The sequence below is a fragment of the Amycolatopsis orientalis DSM 43388 genome, from assembly GCF_000411975.1.
Classification (GTDB): domain Bacteria; phylum Actinomycetota; class Actinomycetes; order Mycobacteriales; family Pseudonocardiaceae; genus Amycolatopsis; species Amycolatopsis orientalis_D.
Genome location: NZ_ASXG01000161.1, coordinates 1 through 21,659 on the forward strand (window position 1 = coordinate 1; position 21,659 = coordinate 21,659).

At 70.9% G+C, this 21,659-nt stretch carries 21 protein-coding genes; 13 read left to right on the forward strand and 8 right to left on the reverse strand.

The features are described from left to right. Window positions 1–185 precede the first annotated feature (185 nt). The 4 genes from L942_RS33445 to L942_RS33460 all read left to right on the forward strand — a co-directional run bounded on the left by L942_RS33445 (window position 186) and on the right by L942_RS33460 (window position 5,160). Complete coding sequence (locus tag L942_RS33445; RefSeq protein WP_037367970.1) at window positions 186–563, forward strand: hypothetical protein; 378 nt, start codon at window positions 186–188, stop codon at window positions 561–563. Further along, the gene (locus L942_RS33450) at window positions 536–2,188 is read left to right on the forward strand and encodes an ABC transporter ATP-binding protein (RefSeq protein ID WP_037367971.1); all 1,653 of its coding nucleotides are present in this window, start codon (window positions 536–538) and stop codon (window positions 2,186–2,188) included. The genes L942_RS33445 and L942_RS33450 overlap by 28 nt, the downstream gene beginning before the upstream one ends. Window positions 2,189–2,214: 26 nt before the next feature. Next, window positions 2,215–3,930, forward strand: coding sequence for an ATP-binding cassette domain-containing protein (locus tag L942_RS33455; protein ID WP_037367972.1), 1,716 nt, complete (start codon window positions 2,215–2,217; stop codon window positions 3,928–3,930). A 279-nt stretch (window positions 3,931–4,209) separates the two neighbouring features. Beyond that, the gene (locus tag L942_RS33460; protein ID WP_037367973.1) at window positions 4,210–5,160 is read left to right on the forward strand and encodes a ketopantoate reductase family protein; all 951 of its coding nucleotides are present in this window, start codon (window positions 4,210–4,212) and stop codon (window positions 5,158–5,160) included. Window positions 5,161–6,069: 909 nt separating this feature from the next. On the opposite strand, the gene ligA is transcribed toward L942_RS33460, so the two are convergent. From ligA to L942_RS33475, 3 genes are all read right to left on the reverse strand, one after another. After that, on the reverse strand, window positions 6,070–8,061 hold the full coding sequence (ligA, locus tag L942_RS33465; protein WP_037367975.1) for an NAD-dependent DNA ligase LigA: 1,992 nt from the start codon (window positions 8,059–8,061) through the stop codon (window positions 6,070–6,072). A 265-nt stretch (window positions 8,062–8,326) separates the two neighbouring features. Beyond that, window positions 8,327–8,836, reverse strand: a complete 510-nt coding sequence (locus L942_RS33470; protein WP_037367976.1) for a hypothetical protein — start codon at window positions 8,834–8,836, stop codon at window positions 8,327–8,329. A gap of 93 nt (window positions 8,837–8,929) precedes the next feature. After that, window positions 8,930–9,292, reverse strand: a complete 363-nt coding sequence (locus L942_RS33475; RefSeq protein ID WP_440201354.1) for a winged helix-turn-helix transcriptional regulator — start codon at window positions 9,290–9,292, stop codon at window positions 8,930–8,932. A 92-nt stretch (window positions 9,293–9,384) separates the two neighbouring features. Between L942_RS33475 and L942_RS45100 the strand changes: the two genes are divergently transcribed. Next, window positions 9,385–9,765, forward strand: coding sequence for a hypothetical protein (locus tag L942_RS45100; protein ID WP_200863012.1), 381 nt, complete (start codon window positions 9,385–9,387; stop codon window positions 9,763–9,765). After that, window positions 9,762–10,040, forward strand: coding sequence for an SDR family oxidoreductase (locus tag L942_RS45105; protein WP_440201355.1), 279 nt, complete (start codon window positions 9,762–9,764; stop codon window positions 10,038–10,040). The genes L942_RS45100 and L942_RS45105 overlap by 4 nt, the downstream gene beginning before the upstream one ends. 252 nt (window positions 10,041–10,292) lie before the next feature. On the opposite strand, the gene L942_RS43360 is transcribed toward L942_RS45105, so the two are convergent. The 3 genes from L942_RS43360 to L942_RS33500 all read right to left on the reverse strand — a co-directional run bounded on the left by L942_RS43360 (window position 10,293) and on the right by L942_RS33500 (window position 12,152). Further along, on the reverse strand, window positions 10,293–10,700 hold the full coding sequence (locus L942_RS43360) for an IclR family transcriptional regulator domain-containing protein (protein ID WP_158684575.1): 408 nt from the start codon (window positions 10,698–10,700) through the stop codon (window positions 10,293–10,295). Window positions 10,701–10,866: 166 nt separating this feature from the next. Next, on the reverse strand, window positions 10,867–11,250 hold the full coding sequence (locus tag L942_RS33495; protein WP_037367979.1) for a hypothetical protein: 384 nt from the start codon (window positions 11,248–11,250) through the stop codon (window positions 10,867–10,869). A gap of 284 nt (window positions 11,251–11,534) precedes the next feature. Then, window positions 11,535–12,152, reverse strand: coding sequence for a TetR/AcrR family transcriptional regulator (locus tag L942_RS33500; RefSeq protein WP_037367980.1), 618 nt, complete (start codon window positions 12,150–12,152; stop codon window positions 11,535–11,537). Window positions 12,153–12,190: 38 nt separating this feature from the next. Between L942_RS33500 and L942_RS33505 the strand changes: the two genes are divergently transcribed. The 6 genes from L942_RS33505 (at window position 12,191) to L942_RS33530 (ending at window position 18,540) form a co-directional block, all read left to right on the forward strand. Next, a complete protein-coding gene (locus L942_RS33505; protein ID WP_158684576.1) occupies window positions 12,191–13,024 on the forward strand; it encodes an aldo/keto reductase in 834 nt (277 codons plus the stop codon). Beyond that, window positions 13,021–13,350, forward strand: a complete 330-nt coding sequence (locus tag L942_RS33510) for a DMT family transporter (protein WP_326929376.1) — start codon at window positions 13,021–13,023, stop codon at window positions 13,348–13,350. Before L942_RS33505 ends, L942_RS33510 begins: the two co-directional genes overlap by 4 nt. A gap of 354 nt (window positions 13,351–13,704) precedes the next feature. After that, complete coding sequence (locus tag L942_RS33515; RefSeq protein WP_037368007.1) at window positions 13,705–14,556, forward strand: geranyl diphosphate 2-C-methyltransferase; 852 nt, start codon at window positions 13,705–13,707, stop codon at window positions 14,554–14,556. Window positions 14,557–14,566: 10 nt separating this feature from the next. Continuing rightward, the gene (locus L942_RS33520) at window positions 14,567–15,682 is read left to right on the forward strand and encodes a family 2 encapsulin nanocompartment cargo protein terpene cyclase (RefSeq protein WP_051166425.1); all 1,116 of its coding nucleotides are present in this window, start codon (window positions 14,567–14,569) and stop codon (window positions 15,680–15,682) included. Window positions 15,683–15,733: 51 nt separating this feature from the next. Then, entirely contained in the window at window positions 15,734–17,149 is a 1,416-nt protein-coding gene (locus L942_RS33525) for a family 2B encapsulin nanocompartment shell protein (RefSeq protein ID WP_037367984.1), read from the forward strand. Next, window positions 17,146–18,540 (forward strand): family 2B encapsulin nanocompartment shell protein, encoded by a 1,395-nt coding sequence (locus L942_RS33530; protein ID WP_440201356.1) that lies wholly within the window; start codon window positions 17,146–17,148, stop codon window positions 18,538–18,540. The genes L942_RS33525 and L942_RS33530 overlap by 4 nt, the downstream gene beginning before the upstream one ends. A 116-nt stretch (window positions 18,541–18,656) precedes the next feature. Here the strand turns inward: L942_RS33530 and L942_RS33535 are convergent, their stop codons facing one another. Both L942_RS33535 and L942_RS33540 read right to left on the reverse strand, forming a co-directional pair. Further along, window positions 18,657–19,193, reverse strand: coding sequence for a snapalysin family zinc-dependent metalloprotease (locus L942_RS33535; RefSeq protein WP_037367987.1), 537 nt, complete (start codon window positions 19,191–19,193; stop codon window positions 18,657–18,659). A 32-nt stretch (window positions 19,194–19,225) separates the two neighbouring features. Further along, on the reverse strand, window positions 19,226–19,936 hold the full coding sequence (locus L942_RS33540; RefSeq protein WP_081655335.1) for a S1 family peptidase: 711 nt from the start codon (window positions 19,934–19,936) through the stop codon (window positions 19,226–19,228). A 389-nt stretch (window positions 19,937–20,325) separates the two neighbouring features. On the opposite strand from L942_RS33540, the gene L942_RS33545 reads away from it, so the two are divergent. Beyond that, window positions 20,326–21,396: a S1 family peptidase gene (locus L942_RS33545; RefSeq protein ID WP_235079562.1), complete on the forward strand. Its 1,071-nt coding sequence runs from the start codon at window positions 20,326–20,328 to the stop codon at window positions 21,394–21,396. Window positions 21,397–21,659 lie beyond the last annotated feature (263 nt).

A 21,659-nucleotide genomic window follows, 5' to 3' on the forward strand; every position in this document is an offset into this window, starting at 1 on the left:
GGGCGGGGCGGGAACGGCGCAGGCCAAGTGCGCCGTTCCCGCCCCGCTCATTCTGCACCGAAGCCTCGCCCCGGTCGCGGCGAGGACCTTGCCGGCGCGGCGAGCTCTGGAGAACAACGGGAGTCCGTGCGGGCCCGATCTCGTCGCTGACGTCTGCCAGCCGACCACCCCGAGAAGGGAGCGACATGGCCAGCCCCGCCGACCGCCTGCTGACCTCCGTCGCGCTGCTCGACCGTCCCCGCCTCGCCGCGGTCGCCCTCACGCCGCCGACCTCCGCCGCCTTCCTCAACCAACCCCGCCTCACCGCAGTCGTCGTCGCGTCGCTGACCTCCGCCACCCTCCTCAACCCCACCCGGCTCGCCGCGATCGTCCTCACGCCGCCGACCCCCACCACCCTCCACGACCAACCCCGCCTTACCACAGTCGCCCCGGCATCGCCGACCCCCGCAGCCCTCCTCAAGCACCCCCGGCCCACCACACTCGTCCCCGCGCCGCCAACCCCCGCCCACGCCGACCACCACGCGAACGGAGCGACATGGCCAGCCCCGCCGACCGCCTGCTGACCTCCGTCGCCCTCCTCGACCGTCCCCGCCTCGCCGCGGTCGTCCTCGCGTCGCTGATCTCCGCTGGCGCCGGGCTGCTGCTGCCCGCCGCCCTCGCCGCGGCGACCGATGCCGTGCTCAGCGGGCGAAGCAGCACCGGCGCGGTCGGGTGGCTGCTCGCCGTGGGCGTCGCGGAGATCGCCGCGGACGCCGTCCTCGTGGTCCTTCCCGCCCGCCTGACCAGCAACGCGAGCGCATGGCTCCGCCGCCGCGTGACCGACCGGCTGCTTGCTTTGGGCACCGGATCGCCCTTCGCGCCCGGCGACGCGGTCAGCCGGGTGACCGGCGATTGCGCGGCCGCCGGCGGCATCGCGGCGGTCGTGGTGCAGCTGATCTCGACCGGCGTCCTGTCCTCCGGCGCGGTAGTGCTGCTCGCCCTCCTGGACTGGCGGCTCGCGCTGGTATTCCTCGGCAGCCTCCCCTTCGCTCTGCTGCTGGCCCGCTCGCACCTGCGGGGCACCGCCAAGGATGTCCTTGCCTACCAACGGGTCTCCGGCGAGCTGTCCGCCCGCCTGCTCGACGCGGTCACCGGCCTGCGGACGATCGCCGCGTCCGGCACCGCCGACGCCGAGGCCGCCCGGGTGCTGCGCCCGCTGCCCCGGCTGAACCTGGCCGGTCAGGGCATGTGGCGCACCCAGGCGCGGATGGTGTGGCGAGCCGGTCTCCTGCTCCCGACGGTGGAAATCCTAGCCCTCGCCGCCGCCGGTTTCGGCGTTCTCGACGGACGCTTGACCGCCGGGGACGTCCTCGCCGCCCTCGGCTACGTCGCGCTGGGGCTCGGCCTGGTCACGCAAATCCCGTTGCTCACCACGCTTTCCCGCATCCGCTCGGCCGCGCACCGGATCACCGAGGTCCTCGACACCGATCCGCCGCCGCGCGGCGCACTCGGACTGTTGCCCGGAAACGGCACCCTGGAACTTCGCGGCGCGACCGTGCACGGTGCGCTCGCCAACGTCGACCTCACCATTCCCGGCGGCTGTTTCGCCACTGTGGTGGGAAGTTCGGGCTCGGGAAAGTCCACTGTGGTCTCGCTGCTGGCCGGTCTCCGCCGCCCCGATGCCGGACAGGTGCTGCTCGACGGCCGCGATCTCAGCGTCCTGCGCCCGGACGAGCTTCGGGCGGTTGTCGGATACGCCTCGGCCGAGCCCGCACTGCTGGGGGCCACGGTCGCTGATGCCGTCGCTTATGGTTCGTGGGCGAGTGTCCCGGCGGTCGACGCGGCGTGCCGGACCGCGCGCATCCACGACGTCCTCGTCCGTTTGCCGCGAGGTTACGACACCCCTCTGGCCGAAACGCCGTTGTCCGGCGGGGAAAGCGCCCGGGTCGGCCTCGCGCGTGCGCTCGCGCGGAACCCGCGAGTGCTCCTGCTCGACGACGCCACCGCCAGCCTCGACACGCTCACCGAGCGCGCCGTGACGGCGGAACTCGGCCGCCGGACCCGGGTGATCGTGACGCACCGGGCCGCGATGGCCGCGCGGGCAGATGTGGTGGTGTGGCTGGCGGCGGGGCAGGTACTGGCGGTCGGGCCGCATGCGCGGCTGTGGCAGATGCCGGGTTATCGCGCGGTGTTCACGGAGGAGACGTGAACACGGGCAGATTTCCCGGACCGGCCATGAGCGTCGGCCGCCTTTACCGGAGCGCGCTCGCCGGGCAGTGGCGCGGCGGGTTGGTTCTCCTCGCCTGCTCTGTCCTCGAAGGACTGCCCGCGTTTTTCTCCGGACGGCTCGTTGAACTGGCCGTCAACAGCGGGTTCGCCGCGGGCAGGCCCGGCGTCGGCCTCGGCTGGCTCGGGGTGTTCGGACTCGCCGCTCTCGCGGGCGCGTTCGGGTCGCGGCTGGTGTGGCGCCAGCTGGGCAAAGTGGTGGAGCCATTGCGGGACGCGCTGGTGACCGCCGTCGTGCGCGGGGTGTTGCACGATCCCGCGCCGCCGCGGGGCGGGCCGGACGCTCGTGGCGTCGCGCGGATCACTCAGCACGTCGAGGTCGTCCGCGACGCCACCGGCGGGCTTCTGGTCCAGGCCCGCGGCATGATCGTCACCACGGCGGCGGCGATCGCCGGGCTGGTGACCGTCGCCGGGTCGCTGGCGTTGCCGGTCGTGGTGCCGGTGGTGCTCGCGCTGGCCGGATTCGCCGCGCTGCTCCCCTCGCTCGCCCGTCGGCAACGCGCGCAGACGCTCGCCGACGAAGGCACCGCGGGCACCACCGGCTCGATTTTCGCCGGGATGCGCGACGTCGTCGCCTGCGGAGCCGAACCGGTCGCCGCGCTGACCGCCGACCACGCGGTGGACCGGCAAGCCGCCGCCGCGGTGCGCGTCGCCAGGTCAGCGGCGCTGCGGTCGGTGCTCGTGGCGCTCGGCGGGTTCGTCCCGCTGGTACTCGCGCTGGCCTTGGCGCCGTCGATGGTCGCTCGCGGCGAACTGACCGCCGGTGCCGCGCTGGGCGCGCTCGTCTACCTGGCGACCACCTTGCAGCCCGCGCTGCGCGGACTCGCCTCCACCGCGTCCACGGTCGTCCTCCGGCTGCTGGTCGCGCTGCGCCGGCTCGCCGAAACCACCGCCCCGCCCGAACACCGCCCGGAGACCGAAAGCCCCGCCGGACTCGGCCTCGCCGTCCGCGGCCTGACGTTCCGCTGGGGCGCGGCGCCGGAGCCGGTCGTCCGCGGGCTGAACCTCGACCTGCGCCCCGGCGACCACCTGGCGGTGGTCGGCCCGAGCGGCATAGGGAAATCGACCCTCGCCGGGCTGCTCACCGGTCTGCTGGAGCCGCAGCACGGCGAAGTCCGGCTGGGCGGCGTACGCGTCAGCGAACTGGCCGACCGGCCTCGGCATCTAGTGCTGGTGCCGCAACAGGCCTACCTTTTCGCCGGGACCGTGCGGGAAAACCTGTCCCTGTTCCACCCCGAAGCCTCCGACCGCCGCCTCGCCGCAGCCGCCGAAGCCGTCGGCGCCGCACCGCTGCTGTCCCGCCTCGGCGGTCTGGACGCCGAACTCGGCCCCGGCGCGGAAGGCATTTCCGCCGGGGAAGCCCAGCTCCTCGCGCTGGCGAGGGCTTATGCCTCGCCAGCCGGAGTCGTCGTCCTGGACGAGGCGACGTCCACTTTGGACCCAGCTGCGGAGGTCCATGCGGAACGCGCCTTCGCCGACCGGGGAGGCACCCTGATCGTGATCGCCCATCGGTTGTCGTCCGCAGTCCGGGCCCAGCGCGTGCTGCTGATGGACGGCCGGGACACACTGCTCGGCCGACACGAGGAGCTTCTGGCCACAGCGCCGCGGTATGCCGAGATGATGCGGGCCTGGCTGCCGGAGCGGTCGCGTCTTGAGGCCAGTTGAACTGCGGGCTGCCTGAAAGTGTGCGCTGAGCTTCCCGCTGACGCGTGAGAACCCGCCCCTCATACCTTGCGCGACAGGAAGATCTTGCTCCCGCGGGTCGGGTCGTCGCGGACGGAACGAGACGGACGATGCGCTTCCCGGCTTCCCTCAGGAGGCGTCGATTCGTACTTCCGCGCAGCCGCGGCGCGGGCTGGCCACCTCTCGTTGACAAGTGGAGACCGTCTCCATATTTTCGCTAAGTGGAGATAGTCTCCATTTCCCGGGCGATGAGGTGCGGCTGTGAAGATCTTGATGTTCGGACGCGGCGTCATCGCGGCGATGTACGGCTGGGCCTTGGAACGGGCGGGGCACGAGGTGGAGTTCTACGTCCGGCCGGGCCGGGCGGCGGAGTACGGTGACTCGATCGACCTCGACGTCCGCGATCTGCGGGCGTGGGGGCGGCGGGTCGTCGAGACGTGGCCGGTGCGGTACCGGGAGGAGCTGGAACCGGACCATGGGTTCGAGCTGATCGTGCTGAGCGTCCAGCACTACCGGCTGCCGGAGGCGGCGGCTTTTCTGGCGCCTCGGGTCGGGACGGCCACGGTGCTGGTTTTCGGGAACGTGTGGTCGGAGCCGCTGGACGCGCTCGGGGATCTTCCCTCGGACCAGGTCGCCTGGGGCTTCCCGCAGGGTGGCGGCGGTTTCGGCGAGGACGGTGTGCTGCGCGGGATGTTGTTGCCGCGCAGCGTGTTCGGCACCCTCGGCGGGCCTCCCGGCGAACGGGAGCGGGCTGTCCGACGGGTGTTCAGGGACGCTGGGTTCCGGGTTCGGGAACGCCCCGACTTCCGCGGCTGGCTGTGGGTCCATTTCGCGTCGGACGCGGGACTGCACTCGCAGGGCGTGCGGGCCGGGTCGTTGAGCGCGCTGGCCGGGTCCCGGGAGGGTTTGCGCGAGGCGTTGCTGACCGGCCGCGAACTTCTGCCGCTTCTCGAAGCCCGGGGCGTCGACCTGCGGCGCCATCGGGCCGCGGTGCTGCCGTTCCGAGCCCCGACCTGGCTGACCGCTCCGGCGCTGGGCTGGCTGCTGGCCCATGTCGCCCCGGCGCGGGTGAATTTCGAGGCGCACTCCGACCCGGACGCCCGCGAGCCGCGCGAGATTTGCCGAGACGCCCTGACCGAGGCCCGGCGGCTGGGCGTCCCAGTGCCGCGACTGGAGGCGGCGGAACCGTACTTCGGACTGGACCGGAAGTGACTCTTTCGACGGCTGTGGATCGCTTGCGTGGCGGGCCTGGTTGCCGGGGTAGGCGGAACGCACACGCCGATCTGCTCGCCAGCCACACCCGATGCCGGCCGGGCACGCGAGACCCGCACTCGCTAGGCGCGGCGCGGGCTGTTCGCGCGAGGCCGGATTGCTTGCCACGACGCGCAGAAACCGTTCGCACGAGCCCGGTCCCCTTGCCACGTCGAGCAGAACTGCTCGCGCGGGTCCGGCAGCTAACCGCACCACCGGAACTCCGCCCCGACCCGACACCACGCGACACCCCACTGTTCACGCGAGCCCGCCTGCCCGCCACATCCAGCAGAACCCATTCGCATGCGCCCGGCAGCACACCGCACCACCGGAAGCCCGCCCCAGCCCAGCATCACGCAACACCGCCCACCGTCCACACGAGCCAGTCGGCCGCCGTCCAGCAGAAGCCGTTCACGCGAACCCGGAAGCTCGCCCCAGCCCAGCATCGCGCGACACCGCCCACCGTCCACACGAGCCAGTCGCCCGCCGTCCAGCAGAACCCGTTCACGCAGTCCAGCAGCAAACCGCACCATCGGAAGCCCGCTCCGGGCCCCGCATCTCGCGCCAGCGCCCGCCGTTCGCACGAACCCGCATCCCCGCCACGTCCAACAGAACCAGTTCACGCAAGCCCGGCAGCACACCGCGCCACCGGAAGCCCGCCCCGGCCAAGCATCACGCGACACGTTCGCGCGAACCCCGCCGCGCGGCCACTGAATCGTGGAGGCGAATCCGTTGCCGCGCAGCAGATCCTCGGCGGCTCACCCGAGGATTCCCGGCCCGGCACACCCACACAGCCCGGCACCCTGGCCCGACGGCCTGGCTCACCACCCCGAAGCAAGGCGAGGCGGCTGCGAGGACAGGCGCGCGGGCTCACACCACCCCGGCCGCGATCAGCTGTTCCCAGATCACCCCCTGGTCCACGACCTCGACCCCCAGCTTCTCGGCCTTCGCGAGTTTGCTCGCGCCGACGTCGGCACCGGTAATGAGGAGGTCGGTGCTCGCCGAGACGGACGACGCGGTGGTCGCGCCCGCCGTTTCGCACAGGCGCTGGAACGTGGGGCGCGGCACCTTCTCCCCGGAGCGCGGGTCGCTGATCGCACCGGTGACGACCACGGTCTTGCCTTCCAGCGGCGCTCCCGCGACGACCGCCGGCGGGAGGTCTTCTTCCAGGACGTCCAGGGAGACCCCGCGTTCCCGCAGGCGTTCGAGTTCGGGGCGCAGCCGGGTGAGGTGTTCCACCAGCGAGGCGGCGACCTTCGGGCCGATGTCCTCCACTTCCACCAGCCCGTCCACACCCGCGTCCAGTACTTCTTCCAGCGAGCCGAAGCCGGCGCGGCACAGCCGGGCGGCGGTGCCTTCCGACGCCATCGGGATGGCGAGCCCGATCAGGGCCCGGCGCAGGCCGACCTGGCGGCTGGCGTCGATCGATTCGATCATCCGCGTCGCCGAGACCTCGCCGATGCGGTCGAATTCCAGCAGGCGTTCCTTGGTCAGCCGGTAGAAGTCCGACGGATGCTCCAAGATCCCGGCCTCGGCCAGCCGTTCGATCCACACGCCGCCGATCGCGTCGATGTCCGCGGCCGCACGGGACGCCCAGTGGATCAGCCGCCGGACGGTCTGCGCGGGGCAGGAAACATTGGTGCAGAACAGTTCCCGGCTGTTGCCCTGTTCGGTGAGCGGCTGCCCGCACGACGGGCACGTCGACGGCGGGACGATCTCGCGTTCGGCTCCGGTGCGTTTCGACTCGTCGAGCACCCCGGCGACGAACGGGATCACGTCGCCTGCCCGGCGCACCAGCACGGTGTCGCCGATCTTGATGCCTCGGGCGCGGATGACCTCCTGGTTGGCCAGGGTCGCGCGCGTGACCGTGGTCCCGCCGACGAACACCGGTTCCAGCCACGCGACCGGGGCGATCTTGCCGGTCTTGCCGACGTCCCAGACCACATCGGACAGTACGGTCGTCTTCTCCTCGGCGGCGAACTTGTACGCCAGCGCCCCGCGCGGCGAACTCGAACGGGTGCCCGCGGCGGCGTACGCGGCCCGGTCGGCCAGCCGCAGGACGGCGCCGTCGATGTCGTAGTCCAGGTCGTTGCGCTGCTGCTCGATCGCGGTGATCACCGCCTGCGCGGAGGCCGCGTCGGCGCACCGGCGCATGTCCGCTGCGGTGAACCCGAGTTCCAGCAGACCGCTGCCCAGGTCGGTTTCCGCGCTGCCGGGCTCGGTGTCGAGGTCGAAGGCGAAGAAGCGCAGCCGCCGCTCGGCTACTGCGACCGGATCCTTCGCGCGCAGCGTGCCGGCCGCGGCGTTGCGGGGGTTGATCAGCGGTTTGTCCGGATGCGCGGTGTTGTAGGCGGCGAACGTCGAGCGCAGCATCACGGCCTCGCCGCGCACTTCGACCCGGCCGGGGGCGCTGACCTGGTGCGGGATGCCGTCGGTGAGCGCGCGCACCAGCATGGTCACGTCGTCGCCGGTGGTCCCGTCGCCGCGGGTGACGGCCCGGGCGAGGCGGCCGTCCTCGTACACCAGGGCCAGCGACAGCCCGTCGAGTTTGGGCATCACGACCACCGGCTGGCCGGGGAACCGGTCGAAAAACGCCTCGACCTGCTCCGGCTTCGTCGCCTTCTCCAGCGACAGCATCGGCCGCGAATGCCGGATCGGCGCGTGCAGCACCGCCGGACCGCCCACCTGGTCCAGCGGATTCGGGTCCGGGGCCAGCTCCGGGCTCGCCTCGATCAACCCGCGCAGCTCGTCCTCGATCGCGTCGTACTCCGCGTCCGCCACCGCCGGGGAACCCCGGTAGTAGGCGTCGCGCAGCGCCACGATCTGGTCGGCCAGCTCCTGAATACGTTCCCGAACGTCCACGGACCGGAACGCTACCCGGCCGCACCGACAAAACCGGGCTGCGACGCAACCGGGGCACCCCGGCGGGCGGGAGAACGCGTTTCCGCTGCGGGAACAGCTGGCTTCCGCGACCGGGACGCTCCCCCTGAGGGGCGCCGGCTGCCCGCCCAACCGACCTGAGCCGAGCAAAAACGGGAAGGTTCCAGCGCAGGCAGGTGCGGGGATCGTCCGGCCCGCACCGATTCCGGACGAGCTGACGGGGGTCGGGAAAGCTCGCGGCGACCGGTCAGGAAGCCGGATCCGCGTCCAGTTCGGCGAGAGACCGGGCCAGCCGGCGGATCATCGTCCGTCCTTCTTGGACTTGCAGCCGGGGGAACTCGAACCCGAGGACCCCCACGCCGGTCACGCCGACGCGGCACCGCAGCGCCTGCGCCATCCCCGGCACCAACACCGGGTCCGCCACCCAGGCGAGCCGGTCGAGCGTCCACGTGTGCAGCAGTTTGCCCGGGGCGGCCCGGACCAGTCCGCCGACGGTGAAGACCGCCAGCCGGTGCGAGGTGAGCGTCAAGATCACCCGGCCGGGGATGGCGATCGGCGCTTGCGGGGCGTCGGACTTCCCCCGCCGCGCCGCGAGCGCCATGCCCGCCGCTCCCGCGATCCCGGCGATGCCCGCCGCACCGGCGATCATGGTGTTCCGCACCCCGCCGGTCCGGAACGCGAGCAACGCGGAGAACACGCGCTCTCCGGGCACGAGGTCGTCGGCGAGCCGGCTCTGGGCCTTTTCCTGCAATGTCACGTTCCGCGGCCTTCCTCGGTTTCGTCTCCGCGTGGACGATCCCAGGACGCCGGGCGGCCGGGGACGGGATTTTCGCCGACGGCCCGGAGCGGGTCAGCTCTGCCGCGCGGCTTGGGCGCGCTCACGAGCTTCCAGGATCTCCGGAACGTGGCTTTCCGCCCACTCGCGGACGGCGCGCAGCGGCACCAGCAGCGACCGGCCGAGATCGGTGAGCCCGTATTCGACGCGCGGCGGCTGTTCCGCGTACTCGACGCGGGCGAGCAGGCCGTCCTCCTCCATCGCGCGCAGCGTTTCGGTCAGCACCTTCGGGGTGACGCCCTGGATCTTGTCCGCCAGCGCGGTGAAGCGCAGCGGCCCGTGCTCCAGCGCGTTGACCACGAAAACCGTCCACCGCGCGCCGATCCGGTGCAGCACCACCCGCGACGGGCAGCTGGCGGACATGACGTTGTAGCCCACGGCGGCTCCTCCGGTTCCGGTTACGTTGAAGTACCTGGTTACTTTTCCATAGCCTACTTCGGCCACGGCGAACCGACGGAACGGAGAAGGACATGGGCAACGGACTGGCCGGACAGACAGTGCTGGTGCTGGGCGGACGGCATCTGGGCACGGCGATCGCCGACGCCGCGACAGCCGAGGGCGCGAAGGTGCACGTCGCGTCGCATCGACCCGGCGGGCTGCACATCGACCTGCGCGACGAAGCGACCATCGCCGCCGCTGCCGCCGAACTCGGACCGGTAGATCACCTCGTCAACACGGCGGCGGCACCCCACGCGGCGCCGGTTCGCGAACTCGACCGCGAAAGACCGTCGACGCCTTCACCGCCAAGGTCATCGGCCCGCTGCTGCTCGCGAAGCACTTCACGATCCGGCGGTCGCTGCTGCTGTTCTCCGGCCAGGTCGGCTGGCGTCCCGCGCGCGGAAGCGTGGTGACCGGCGTGACCAACGGGGCCGCCGCCTTCGCCGCCCAGCACCTCGCCGCCGAACTCGCACCGGTCCGGGTCAACGCGCTGTCGCCGGGCATCATCGACTCCGGCGTCTGGGACCGCAAAGGCGACGCCAAACCGGATTTCCTCGCCAACGCCGCGAAGCGCACCCTCGTCGGCCGCACCGGCACCGTCGCCGACGTGACCGACACCGTGCTGTGGTTGCTGCGAGCCGAATTCCTCACCCGCGAAACCATTCACCTCGAGGGCGGCCGTCCCTGACTCGCCTCCCGTGCCCCGTTGAGGGAAGCCGGTGCGGCCGCTCTCTCGTCGGCACGGAGTCTTTGGTCCCGGTCGGAAAGGCGTTGCGGCACTTCGGAATTCTTCCGTTCGCTGCGCCGGTCGACCGGGACCGGCCGCTTCGCCCGACCGTTCGAACCCCAGCGCCCGGAAATTGCGCCGTTCCCCGAACCGCCTTCCGGACGTGCGCGGCCTCCCCGGTCAATGGGCCGGACGGCCGGATTTCCCGTTCCGCTAATCAGCCGCCACGGTTTCGCGGAGAATGCGCTGCGCGGTCATCCGGGTCGCTTGCAGCGACGCATGCGCTTCCCGGGAATTGAACTCCCGTCGCGGGGCCGCCACGCTCAGTGCCGCCACCGCCGTCCCGGTCACGTCGAAGACCGGAATCGCCGCGGCGAGCAGTGCGCCCGGAACGCGCGGATTGAACGACACTTCGCGCTGCCTGATCTCGCGAAGCTCCGCGCTGAGCCATGCCGGGAGCGCGCCGTCGTGCCCGTCTTCGCCCCGGTAACCGGCGAATACCGCGAACCGCTCGGCGAGCCCGGGTCGAACGCCATCAGCACCCGGGTCACAGGTTCCGACATCGAGCAGAGCCCGCAGATAATGCCGCGCGGCGGGCCCGGGAAGCAAAGTCCCGTCCAACCGAGAAAGGCGGATTTCGGCGCGCAGTTCATGATCCGCGCAGATTCGCCGCAGCCGTGAAGCCCTTCCGCATGCGCTTCACGCGCTGACTGTACAGCGAGCCCGTTCGGTCAGCGCGGCTTGTTCCATGCCCCGGGACAGCGGGCTTCGCGCAGATACGCGGGAGTTAGCGGCGAGCGTGCTGCCCTTCGACCGGTGCCCGGAAGAACGACCGCACCGGCACCAGCAGCCCGGCCAGCGACAGGACCACGAACGCCACCTGATGCACGTGATCCGTCCCCGGCGGCAATCGGAACACCAGATGCGCCAGCCAGAACACCGGATAGAACCACAGTGCGAACCACGCCCACCGCTCCCCGGCACGGAACGGGAACACCGCGGTCAGCCCGCCGAACAGCCCGAGTCCGGCGGTGGCGAGCGCGTCCGTGCGGTAGAGCAGCGCGTCCCCGGCGGGCGGTGCGACGAGCACCACGATCCCGAACCCGAGAATCCCCGCGCTGACCGCCGCGAGGCAGATCCAGCCGATCCGCATCGGCACGCCACCGTTCATCCGGCGAATTTACTCCGCTTCCGCCGGGTTTGGCGCTGGAGAACTGACGGTGCGCGCTCAGGCAGGGGCGCGGTTTGCTCGACCACGACCTCGCGGACAAGTCACGCGCCGCTCCACACCGGCATGCCGCCCACCCGATCTGCTCGAGCCCTGCCAGTCTCGGCTCCAGCGAACTGCCCCGGAGCCGACCCCAGCTCGCCGCCCAGTCGCTACGGCTCGGCACGCGCCTGCGATCGCCCGCTCCTCGTCAGCACGGCATAAACCAGCCCATCCCCGATCTGTACTCAGCCATCCCCCGCCGGCAGGACGCAAGCCAGCCGACGCAGCGCCTTCTTCACCGCCGCCACCGACATCCCGCGCTCCTGCCGCTGATTCTGATACAGATCAGGCGCCAGCGGAGCCAGCAGCACATCCGGCAGCGCCTCGTCCCGCAACCCCGCCTCGCGAACCTGCGTCGCCACGAACACCCGCCAGAACCCGTACGCCCCGGTCCGATACCGCCGAGCCCCGGTTTCCGCGCCGAGCGCCAGCGGCAGATGCTGCTCCAGCAAATCGATCATCGCGTCGTAGAACGCCGTCAACCGCTCCCGCGGCGAAGCGCCCGGTCCGAGCGGCGGCGGGCCGGACAGCATCGCTTCCTGCAGGCGTCGCTCGTGCTCGTCCAGCAACGCGACCGCCACCGCGGCGACGCTGTCGTAGCGCCGGTACAGCGTCCCGCGTCCGACGCCCGCCGCCGCCGCAAGGTCGCCCATCGTGATGTCCGGGCCTTTCTCGGCGAAAAGCTCCTCGGCCGCGGCGAGGATCCGCCGCCGGTTCGCCGCGGCGTCCGCTCGTTCGGTGACTGGCTTGCCGTTCACCCGGTCACTGTATCTGGACAGCGTGTCCGGATCGAGTACAGTCATAAGTGGACACAGTGTCCACCTGACTGATGGGGGCGAAAATGCACTCGTTCACGCTCGCCGGCCGCACCGTGGGCCGGATCGGGTACGGCACCATGCAGCTCGCGGGTCCGAAAGCCATGGGCGGACCAGCCGACCCGCAGCGCGCCAAGGCCGCTGTCCGCGCCGCCGTCGACGCGGGCGTCCGGTTGATCGACACGTCCGGCTACTACGGGCCCGAGGTCGCGAACCGCTTGCTCGCCGAGGCGCTCCGGCCCTATCCGGAAGACCTGCTCATCGCTACCAAGGTCGGTGCACGCCGCAGCCCGGACGGCAGTTTCGTCGCCGATGCCACGCCGGAAGCGGTCAAGGCAGCCGTCCGGGACAACCTCGCGCAGCTCGGCGTCGAGCGGCTTCCCTTGGTACACGCCAGGTTCATGCCGGACAGCACCGTGCCGTGGGCGGAAACCGTCGGGGCGCTCGCCGAGCTGCGCGACGAGGGCCTGCTCGAACACGCCGGCGTCTCGAACGTCACGCGCGAATTGCTGGACCAGGCGCGCGCGGTCACGCCGATCGCCTCCGTAGAGAACGAATTCCACGTTGGACACCTCGGCGGTCGCGACGTTCTGGACGCCACCACCGCCGCCGGAATCCCGTATCTGGCGTTCCGTCCGCTCGGCAACGGAGCGCTGGTCAAGGAGACTTCGCCGTTGACAAGCCACGCCCGGCAACTCGGCGTTTCAGCGGCGACGCTGGCGTTGGCCTGGCTCCTGGGCCTCGCGCCCAACGTCGCCGTCCTCCCCGGCACGAGCGACCCCGGCCATGTCGCCGATCTCGTCGCCGCTCAAGACTTTTCCCTGCCGTCCGGCCTGCGCGCCGCACTCTACGAGGCATGACGATGGGCTGGATCGCCGTTTTCGCGGCCGGACTGCTCGAAATCGCCTGGGCGCACAGCATCCGCCTCACCGGCGGCTTCACCAAACTCGTCCCGACGCTCGTCTGCGGAGTGCTGACCGTCCTCGTGCTGTACGTGCTGAACGTCGGCATGCGGACGGTCCCGGTCGGGACGGCGTACGCAGTGTTCGTGGGAATCGGCGCGGTGGGCACGGCCGTCGTGGGGATCTTCTGGCTCCGCGAAACCGTGAGCGTGCCGCGGATCCTCGCGCTCGCGTTGATCGTCGGCGGCGTCGTCCTGCTTCAGCTGACTTCCCGGACCGCGTGACGGACGGGCCGCTCGGACCCGCTTCGGCCCATCGGGCGTCACCCGTCTGCCGGGATCGCCCACGGGCTGTCGCCTGCCGTCATCCGCCCGTGTCCGCGGCGGCATCGAACGTGGCCCGGCGACCGGCGCGCGGACACCTCGCAGGAGCGGTTTCCTAGGCCAGAAGAGGCACGCCGGACCGCCGCCGCCAGCCCGCGAGTGAATTCCCGCGAATCGCCTTGTCCGCGGAAAAGAATCCTCGATAGCCTCGGACCTCAGAGGGAGAAAAGCCGAGCGCCTCGCACCGAGACGATGTGCGCCGGCACAGTTCACGCGCGCCGACCGGAAATCGCGTTCCGGAAAAGGGAGTACATGATGACGTCCGTTGCCCGTCCGGTTGCCCGCACCGCGTATCAGCAGTCGGTCGCCGACTACTGGAATGCCGAAAAAGATCCGGTCAACCTGCGCCTCGGCGACGTCGACGGGCTTTACCACCACCACTACGGCATCGGCGACTACGATCCGTCCGTCCTGGACGGACGCGGCGAGAGGCGGGACAAGGCGATCATCGCCGAGATGCACCGGCTGGAGACCGCGCAGTCGCACTTCCTGTTGCGGCACCTCGGAGACATCCAGCCGGCCGACCGGCTGCTCGACGCCGGGTGCGGGCGCGGCGGCACGAGCGTGCAGGCGCACCAGCGGTTCGGCTGCCGGGTGGACGGCGTCTCGATTTCCGAGCAGCAGGTCGATTTCGCCAACGAGCAAGCGCGGTTGCGCGGAATCGACGACTCGGTGCGCTTCCATCTCCGGAACATGCTCGACACCGGATTCGAAAGCGGCGACTTCGCCGGGATCTGGAACAACGAAAGCACCATGTACGTCGATCTGCACGAGCTTTTCGCCGAACACGCGCGGCAGCTCGCGCCCGGGGGCCGATTCGTGACCATCACCGGGTGCTACAACGACCTGACCGGCGGGCGTTCGCGCGCGGTGAGCCAGATCGACCAGCATTACATCTGCAATATCCACGCACGCGGCGACTATTTCCGGGCGCTGGCCGCCACCGGGTTCGTCCCGATCGCCGTCGTGGACCTGACCGAGGCGACGATCCCGTACTGGGAGCTGCGCGCGCAGTCGTCCGTCGCGACGGGCATCGAGCAGCCGTTCCTGACCGCCTACCGCGAGGGCAGCTTCCACTACCTGCTCATCGCCGCCGACCGCGTCTGAGCGGGCCGCCATGTCCGGAATCGCAGCGGTCCGTCCCGACCTGGCGTGCCCGTCCTCGCTCTGGGCGGGCCCGGTCGGGCTCGGCACCTCGGCGGCGCGGATCGCGGCGCAGTTCGCGCCGTCGGCCAGCGGGCAGGACCCGGCGTACGCGGAGCGGGAATGGGGCGACGGCAGCGCGTCCCCGCTGTACTGCCCGGTCGTGCGGCGGGTGGACGAACCGCTCGCCGAAGAGGTGGACCGGCGGCTCGTCGCGTGGGCGGCCGACTGCGGGTTCGAGGGCGAAGGGCTGGACCAGATCGCGCACGCCGGTTTCGGCAAGCTGGCGATGCTGGCCCACCCGGATTCCTCCGATCCCGACCGGCTGCTGATCGCCGCGCAGCTCAACGCGGTGTGGTGGGCGGCCGACGACTACTACGCCGATGACAGCTCCCTCGGCGCCTCGCCGACCGAACTCCCGCCGCGGCTGGCGCTGGTGATGCCCGCGATGGACCCGGTCGCCCCGGCCGGCGAGTTCTCCGCGCCGCTGGAAGAGGCGCTGCGGGCGGATCCGATCCGGGTCGGCTTCCGCTCCGCGGTCGACCATCTCGGCAGGCACGGTTCGCCGGTGCTGGTCCAGCGGGTCTGCTACTCGACGTTCGCGATGTTCGTCAGCTGGGACGCCTACGCCGCGTGGCGCCACACCGGCCGCTATCCCCCGGCCTGGGAGTACCTGGCGGCCCGCCAGCACGACAGCTTCTACACCTCGATGACCCTCATCGACGCCGTCGGCGGGTACGAACTGCCCGCGCCGTTGTACTACGACCCGCGCGTGCGGGAGGCGATGATGCGCGCGGGCACCGCGACGGTCCTGGTCAACGACCTGCATTCGGTGGCGAAGGACGCGGCCGACGAGAACCCGGTCTGCAACATGGTGCTGCAGATCGCCGCCGACCGGAACTGCCCGGTCTCCGAGGCGGTCGAGACCACGGTCGCGCTGCACAACCGGATCGTGCGCGAGTTCGAGGAGGGGCACCGCGCCCTGCTGGCGGTCCCGTCGCCGGAACTGCAGCGCTTCCTCGCCGGCGTCCGCGACTGGATGGGCGGCGGCTTCGAATGGCACGCCACGAACCCTCGCTACCGATCCTGACCCTCTACTCCTGAGCCCAGGTTTCGCACCCGAAGACAAGGTGGTTTCGCTGTGACTGTCACCGACCCGGTCGACTCCGCGGACGTGGAAGACTCCGAACCCTTGAGCCTCGGCCGCGCGGCGGCGCGGCAGCTGGCCACGACCACGAAGTCCGTGCCGCAGATGCAGGGCATCAGCACCCGGTGGCTGCTGAAGGTGCTGCCGTGGGTCGAGGTGTCCGCGGGCACGTACCGCGTCAACCGGCGGCTCAGCTACACCGTCGGCGACGGCCGCGTCACCTTCGTGAGCAGCGGCTCCGAGGTCCGCGTCATCCCGCCGGAGCTAGGCGAGCTCGCCCCGCTGCGCGGATTCGACGACGAGGCGGCGCTGGCCGAGCTCGCCGGCCGGTTCGAGCAGCGCGAATACCAGCCGGGCGACGTGCTGGCGGAATTCGGCAGCCGTGCCGACCAGGTGTTCCTCATCGCGCACGGCAAGATCACGAAGGCGGGGGTCGGCTCCTACGGCGACCAGACGGTGCTCGGCACGCTCGTGGACGGCGACTACTTCGGCGAAAACGTGCTCACCACCGCGGACGGGATCTGGGAGTACACCGCCAAAGCGGTCACCGCCGCGACGGTGCTGACATTGTCGCGCCAGGAGTTCGAAGGCGTGCTGCACCGCTCGGACGCGCTGCGAGCGCACCTCGACGCCTTCGCCTCGGGCGGGGACACCGCCCGCAACGAGCACGGCGAGGCCGAAATCGCCCTAGCCGCCGGGCACGACGGCGAGCCGCGGCTGCCGGGGACGTTCGTCGACTACGACACTTCCCCGCGCGAGTACGAGCTGAGCGTGGCGCAGACCGTGCTGCGGGTCCACAGCCGGGTCGCCGACCTCTACAGCGAGCCGATGAACCAGACCGAGCAGCAGTTGCGGCTCACCGTCGAGGCGCTGCGGGAACGGCAAGAGCACGAACTGGTCAACAACCCCGACTTCGGGCTGCTGAACAACGCCGACTACGACCAGCGGGTGCCGACCCGCACCGGCCCGCCGACGCCGGACGATTTCGACGAGCTGCTGTCGCTGGTGTGGAAGGACCCCGGGTTCTTCCTCGCGCACCCGAAGACGATCGCCGCGTTCGGCCGGGAATGCAGCAAGGCCGGGATCTACCCCGGTTCGGTCGACCTCGGCGGCCACCAGGTGCCCGCGTGGCGCGGCGTGCCGATCCTGCCGTGCAACAAGATCCCGGTCACCGACACCCGCACCAGCTCGGTCCTGCTGATGCGGACCGGCGAACAGGCCCAGGGCGTGATCGGGCTGCACCAGACCGGGCTGCCGGACGAGTACCAGCCGGGCCTCAACGTGCGGTTCATGGGCATCAACGAGCAGGCCATCCTGTCCTACCTGGTCTCGGCCTACTATTCCGCCGCCGTCCTCGTGCCCGACGCGCTCGCCGTGCTGGAGGCAGTCGAACTCGGCCGGGAGGGCTGAGCCCGGTGCCCGTCACGGAACAACAGGAGCAGCTCTCCCTCGGCGTCAAGGCGGCCCGGACCCTCGCCACCACCACCAAATCGCGGCCGCAGATGCGGTCGATCACCCCGCGGTGGCTGCTGTCGCGGCTGCCGTGGGTCGAGGTGCCCGGCGGCAGCTACCGGGTCAACCGGCGGCTCACCTACACCGTCGGCGACGGCAAGGTGAGCTTCTTCCAGACCGGGCCGCGGGTGCAGGTCGTTCCGCTCGAGCTCACCGAGCTCGAACTGCTGCGCCGGTTCGCCGACGAGACGGCGCTCGGCGCGCTGGCCGACGCGTTCGAACAACGCGAGTACGAGGCGGGCGCCACGCTCGTCACCGCCGGGCAGCCGCTGGACCAGCTCGTGCTCGTGGTGCACGGCAAAGTCACCCGGCACGGCGAGGGGCACTACGGCGCGGAAACCCATCTCGGCACCTCCACCGACGGCGATCATTTCGGCGGCGAACTCCTCGCCCGGGACGACGCCGTCTGGGGGTTCACCGCCCGCGCCGCGACCCGGGTGGTCGCGCTGGTGCTGCCCGCCGGCTCGTACGCCCGGCTCAACGGCAGACTCGATTCCCTGCGCGCACACGTCGCCGAGGCGGTGTCGCGGCCGCGGAAACCGCAGAACCGCAAGGGCGAGGCGAACATCGACCTGACCGCGGGCCACGACGGCGAACCGGTCATCGCCGGAACGTACGTCGACTACGAGCCCTCGCCGCGCGAGTACGACCTCGCGGTCGCGCAAACGGTCTTGCGCGTGCACAACCGCGTCGCCGATCTGTACAACGACCCGATGAACCAGTTCGAACAGCAATTGCGGCTCACCGTGGAGGCGTTGCGGGAACGGCAGGAGCACGAGCTGGTCAACAACCCGGATTTCGGCCTGCTGCACAACGCCGACCTCAAATCCCGGATCACCACCCGCACCGGCCCGCCGACCCCGGCCGATCTGGACGAGCTGCTGTCCCGGCGCCGCAAAACGCGGTTGTTCCTCGCGCATCCGCGGGCCATCGCGGCGATCGGCCGCGAATGCACGAGGGCGGGCATTTACCCGGACCCGGTCGTGGTGGACGGGAAACGCGTCCTGGCGTGGCGCGGGGTCCCGATCCTGCCGTGCGACAAAATCCCGGTGACCGAGGCGGGCACCACGTCGGTGCTCGCGATGCGCACCGGGGAAGACGACGCGGGCGTCATCGGATTGCGGCCGAAATCCCTCGCCGACGAATACCGGCCAGGGTTGAATGTGCGGTTCATGGGGATCGACGACCGCGCGATCTCGTCCTATTTGGTCAGTGCGTATCACTCCGTCGCGGTTCTGGTGCCGGACGCGCTGGGGATTCTCGACGACGTCGAGGTCGCGCGAGGCTGATCTCGAGCGACGTTGACGCTCGCCGGAGGCAGTGGGCTTCCGGCGAGCGTTCCGCGGGTCCGCGGTCCGATGTTCCTGCCCGGCAACAGAGTCCGGTGCGACTCGAGCACGGTCGATCAGCGGTAGATGTGCTTGTCCGGCAGGCGAACCGTCGCGAAGCCGTTCGCGAAATTCGCGTCCACCTCGGCCGCTTCCTGGGCGTCGGGCGTCGCGTTCTTGCACGTGATTCCCGGCCCGTGCCCGGACATCAGTTCCGAGCAGGGTCCTTCGTAGTGGTCGGGGAGGCCGAGGTTGTGGCCGATCTCGTGGGCGATGATCCGGGTCGGGTCGTTGCCCTCGGCGACCTGCTGGGTGTCGATGTAGATGTCCCCGGTGCCGTGGCCGTCGGTCTGGGTGTACGAGCCGCCTCCGGTGGTTTCGTGCATGACGATCGTCGCGGCGCCGCCGCTGTTGAGGTGCACGTTGTGCACGGAGTTGTTCCAGTTGGCCGCGGCCTGGGCGGCCTCGGCCTGGTAGTCGGGCAGGCCGCTGGCGTCGTAGTACAGCTCGACCGCGTCCAGCGGGGCGGCCGACGCCGTGCCGACGCCGGTCAGCGGCAGCGCCAGGGCGACCGCCGCGCCGGCGGCCAACCGGCCAAAGCGTTGCAGGGTCATGGTTTTTGTCCTCTCCGCATGAGGATTTGGGATCAGCTTCCGATCTGCTGCTGGATCCACGGCAGGTACTGGGCGATGCCGGTGTAGAGGGTGGTGGTGGCGCATTCGCCGCCGTTGTCGCCGGGGCCGTGGGTTTCGCCCACCAGCGTCCAGTTCCCGGTGGTGCCGACGATGGCCGGGCCGCCGGAATCGCCGTGGCAGGCCGAATGCGCGTAGTCGCCGGAGACGCAGACGTCGCCCGCACCGCCGCCGCCCGCCGCGCACGCGCTGCTGTCGAGGACCTGGAGGTCGATCTGCTGCAGGGTTTGCGGCGTCTGGCAGTTGGGCCAGCTCGTGCAGCCCCAGCCGAGCAGCCGCGCGGTCGTTCCCGGAGCCGGGTTGGTCTGCGCCATCGCGACCGGCGCGGACTGGGCGGGCTGGCTCAGGTGCATCATCGTCAGATCGGTGCCCTGGTCGGTGATCACGTTGTCGATCTGGCCCACTTCGCCGGAATTGATGTCGGTGGACCCGATCCGCGCCTGCGAGGCGTATCCGCAGTGGTTCGCGGTGATGATCCACTGGGGCGCGACGAGGCTTCCGCCGCAGCCGTTGTCCAGGGACACCATGAACGAGTAGGTTTCGGTGGCGTCGCTGCCTCCGATGATGGCCGGCTGCGCCGCGGCCGCCGGTGCGGCGACCCCGAACAGCAGGGCCGCCGCGCCCGTCACCGCCAGCATGATTTTCCGCATCGTTTTCCCTTCCATGGCAACCATTCCCGCCGATCGCGGGATTGGAGTTCGGCCGGGGATACGGCCGGGACGACGTCGCGGGCGCCGGGCTCGCGACGGAAACACAGAGTCCCAGGGCCGCCGGAGTCCGAACACCGTCGAAAGGAGGGATGCGGCCGGGCGCCGAACCGTGCGCCGAGGCACGAACTTCGATGAGCGGGAGGAACCGAACGCGGAATAAGCGGTTCCGGTTCCGCGTCCGCGCGGAGAATGGCGTCCACGCTTCCGTTGAGCGGACAAAGCCGAACGGGGTTCGCGACTTTCGTGGGTATAAGGGATTGCCCGGCGTCCCTAAACTGCGAATTGCGCCCGCATTCGCTGACCGCGGCGCGCCATCGTCCTATTCGCAAGAAACGGAGATGTGCATGATCCCAGCACTCAGTCAAAGACTCGGCGGACGCGGCGGCATCGCCTTCGCCGCGGCCGTTCTGGCCGCTGGATCAGTTTTCGCCGCCTCGGGCGTCGCCGCTGCCCAGCCCTCGGCGGCCCCGCTGAACGCGAGGGCCGCGACCGCCGTGTCCGCCAGCCTCGCGAAGTCGCTCGGCGACCGCACCGTCGGCTCGTTCTACGACCAGTCCGCCTCGCGGCTGACGGTGACCGTCACCGACCAGGCCGCCGCCGACCAGGTCCGCGCGGCGGGCGCGACGCCGAAGTTCGTGAAATACCGCGCGTCCCAGCTGAAAGCGGTCACCGCGGACCTGGCCCGCACGGCCAGCGTCCCCGGCACCGCCTGGCGCGTCGACCCGCGAACCGGACAGGTGCTCGTCACCGCCGATTCGACGGTCACCGGAGCCAAGCTCGCCCAAGTGACCAACGCGGTGCACCGCTTCGGCGACAAGGCCCGGTTCGCGCGGACGAAGGGCGAGCTGCGCCCGCTGATCAGCGGCGGCGACGCGATCTGGGGCCAGGGCCTGCGCTGCTCGCTGGGCTTCAACGTGCACACCTCGAGCGGCCAGGCCGCGATCCTCACCGCCGGGCACTGCGGCGTGGCCACCAACGACTGGTGGGCCGACCAGGGCAACTCGCAGCACATCGCCAGCACGTCCGCCGCGAACTTCCCGGGCACGGACTACTCCTACGCCACCTACGACCCCGGCATCGACGCCCCGAGCGCAGTGAACACCGGCCAGCAAATCACCGCGGCCGGCGACGCGACAGTCGGCGAAACGGTCACCCGAAGCGGCTCGACCACCGGCGTGCACGACGGCCAGGTGACCGCGCTCGACGCCACGGTGAACTACCAGGAAGGCAGCGTAAGCGGCCTGATCGACACCACAGTCTGCGCCGAACCGGGCGACAGCGGCGGCTCGATGTTCGACGGAGCCACCGCACTGGGCCTCACCTCGGGCGGCAGCGGCGACTGCACCTCAGGCGGAGAAACCTTCTTCCAGCCAGTCCCCGCAGCACTGAGCGCCTACGGCCTGACCCTGCCGTAAAAAAAGCAAGCCGTGAGGGGAACCCTGATTCGCAGGATTCCCCTCACGGCCGCAAAAACCGCACCGCTGCACCCACGATCGAGGCACCCAGCCCCCGCTCCGCAGCCGCTGCACCCAAAATTCGAGGTGCCCAGCCCCCGCCCTGCACCCCGATACGAAGCCTCCCTGCGGGCGGTGGGTGCTTGTCAAGGCACGCTTTCCCGCCTTGACAAGCACCCACCGCCCGTCAGCACAATCAAGCTTCGGGGTGCCCCACGCACGCC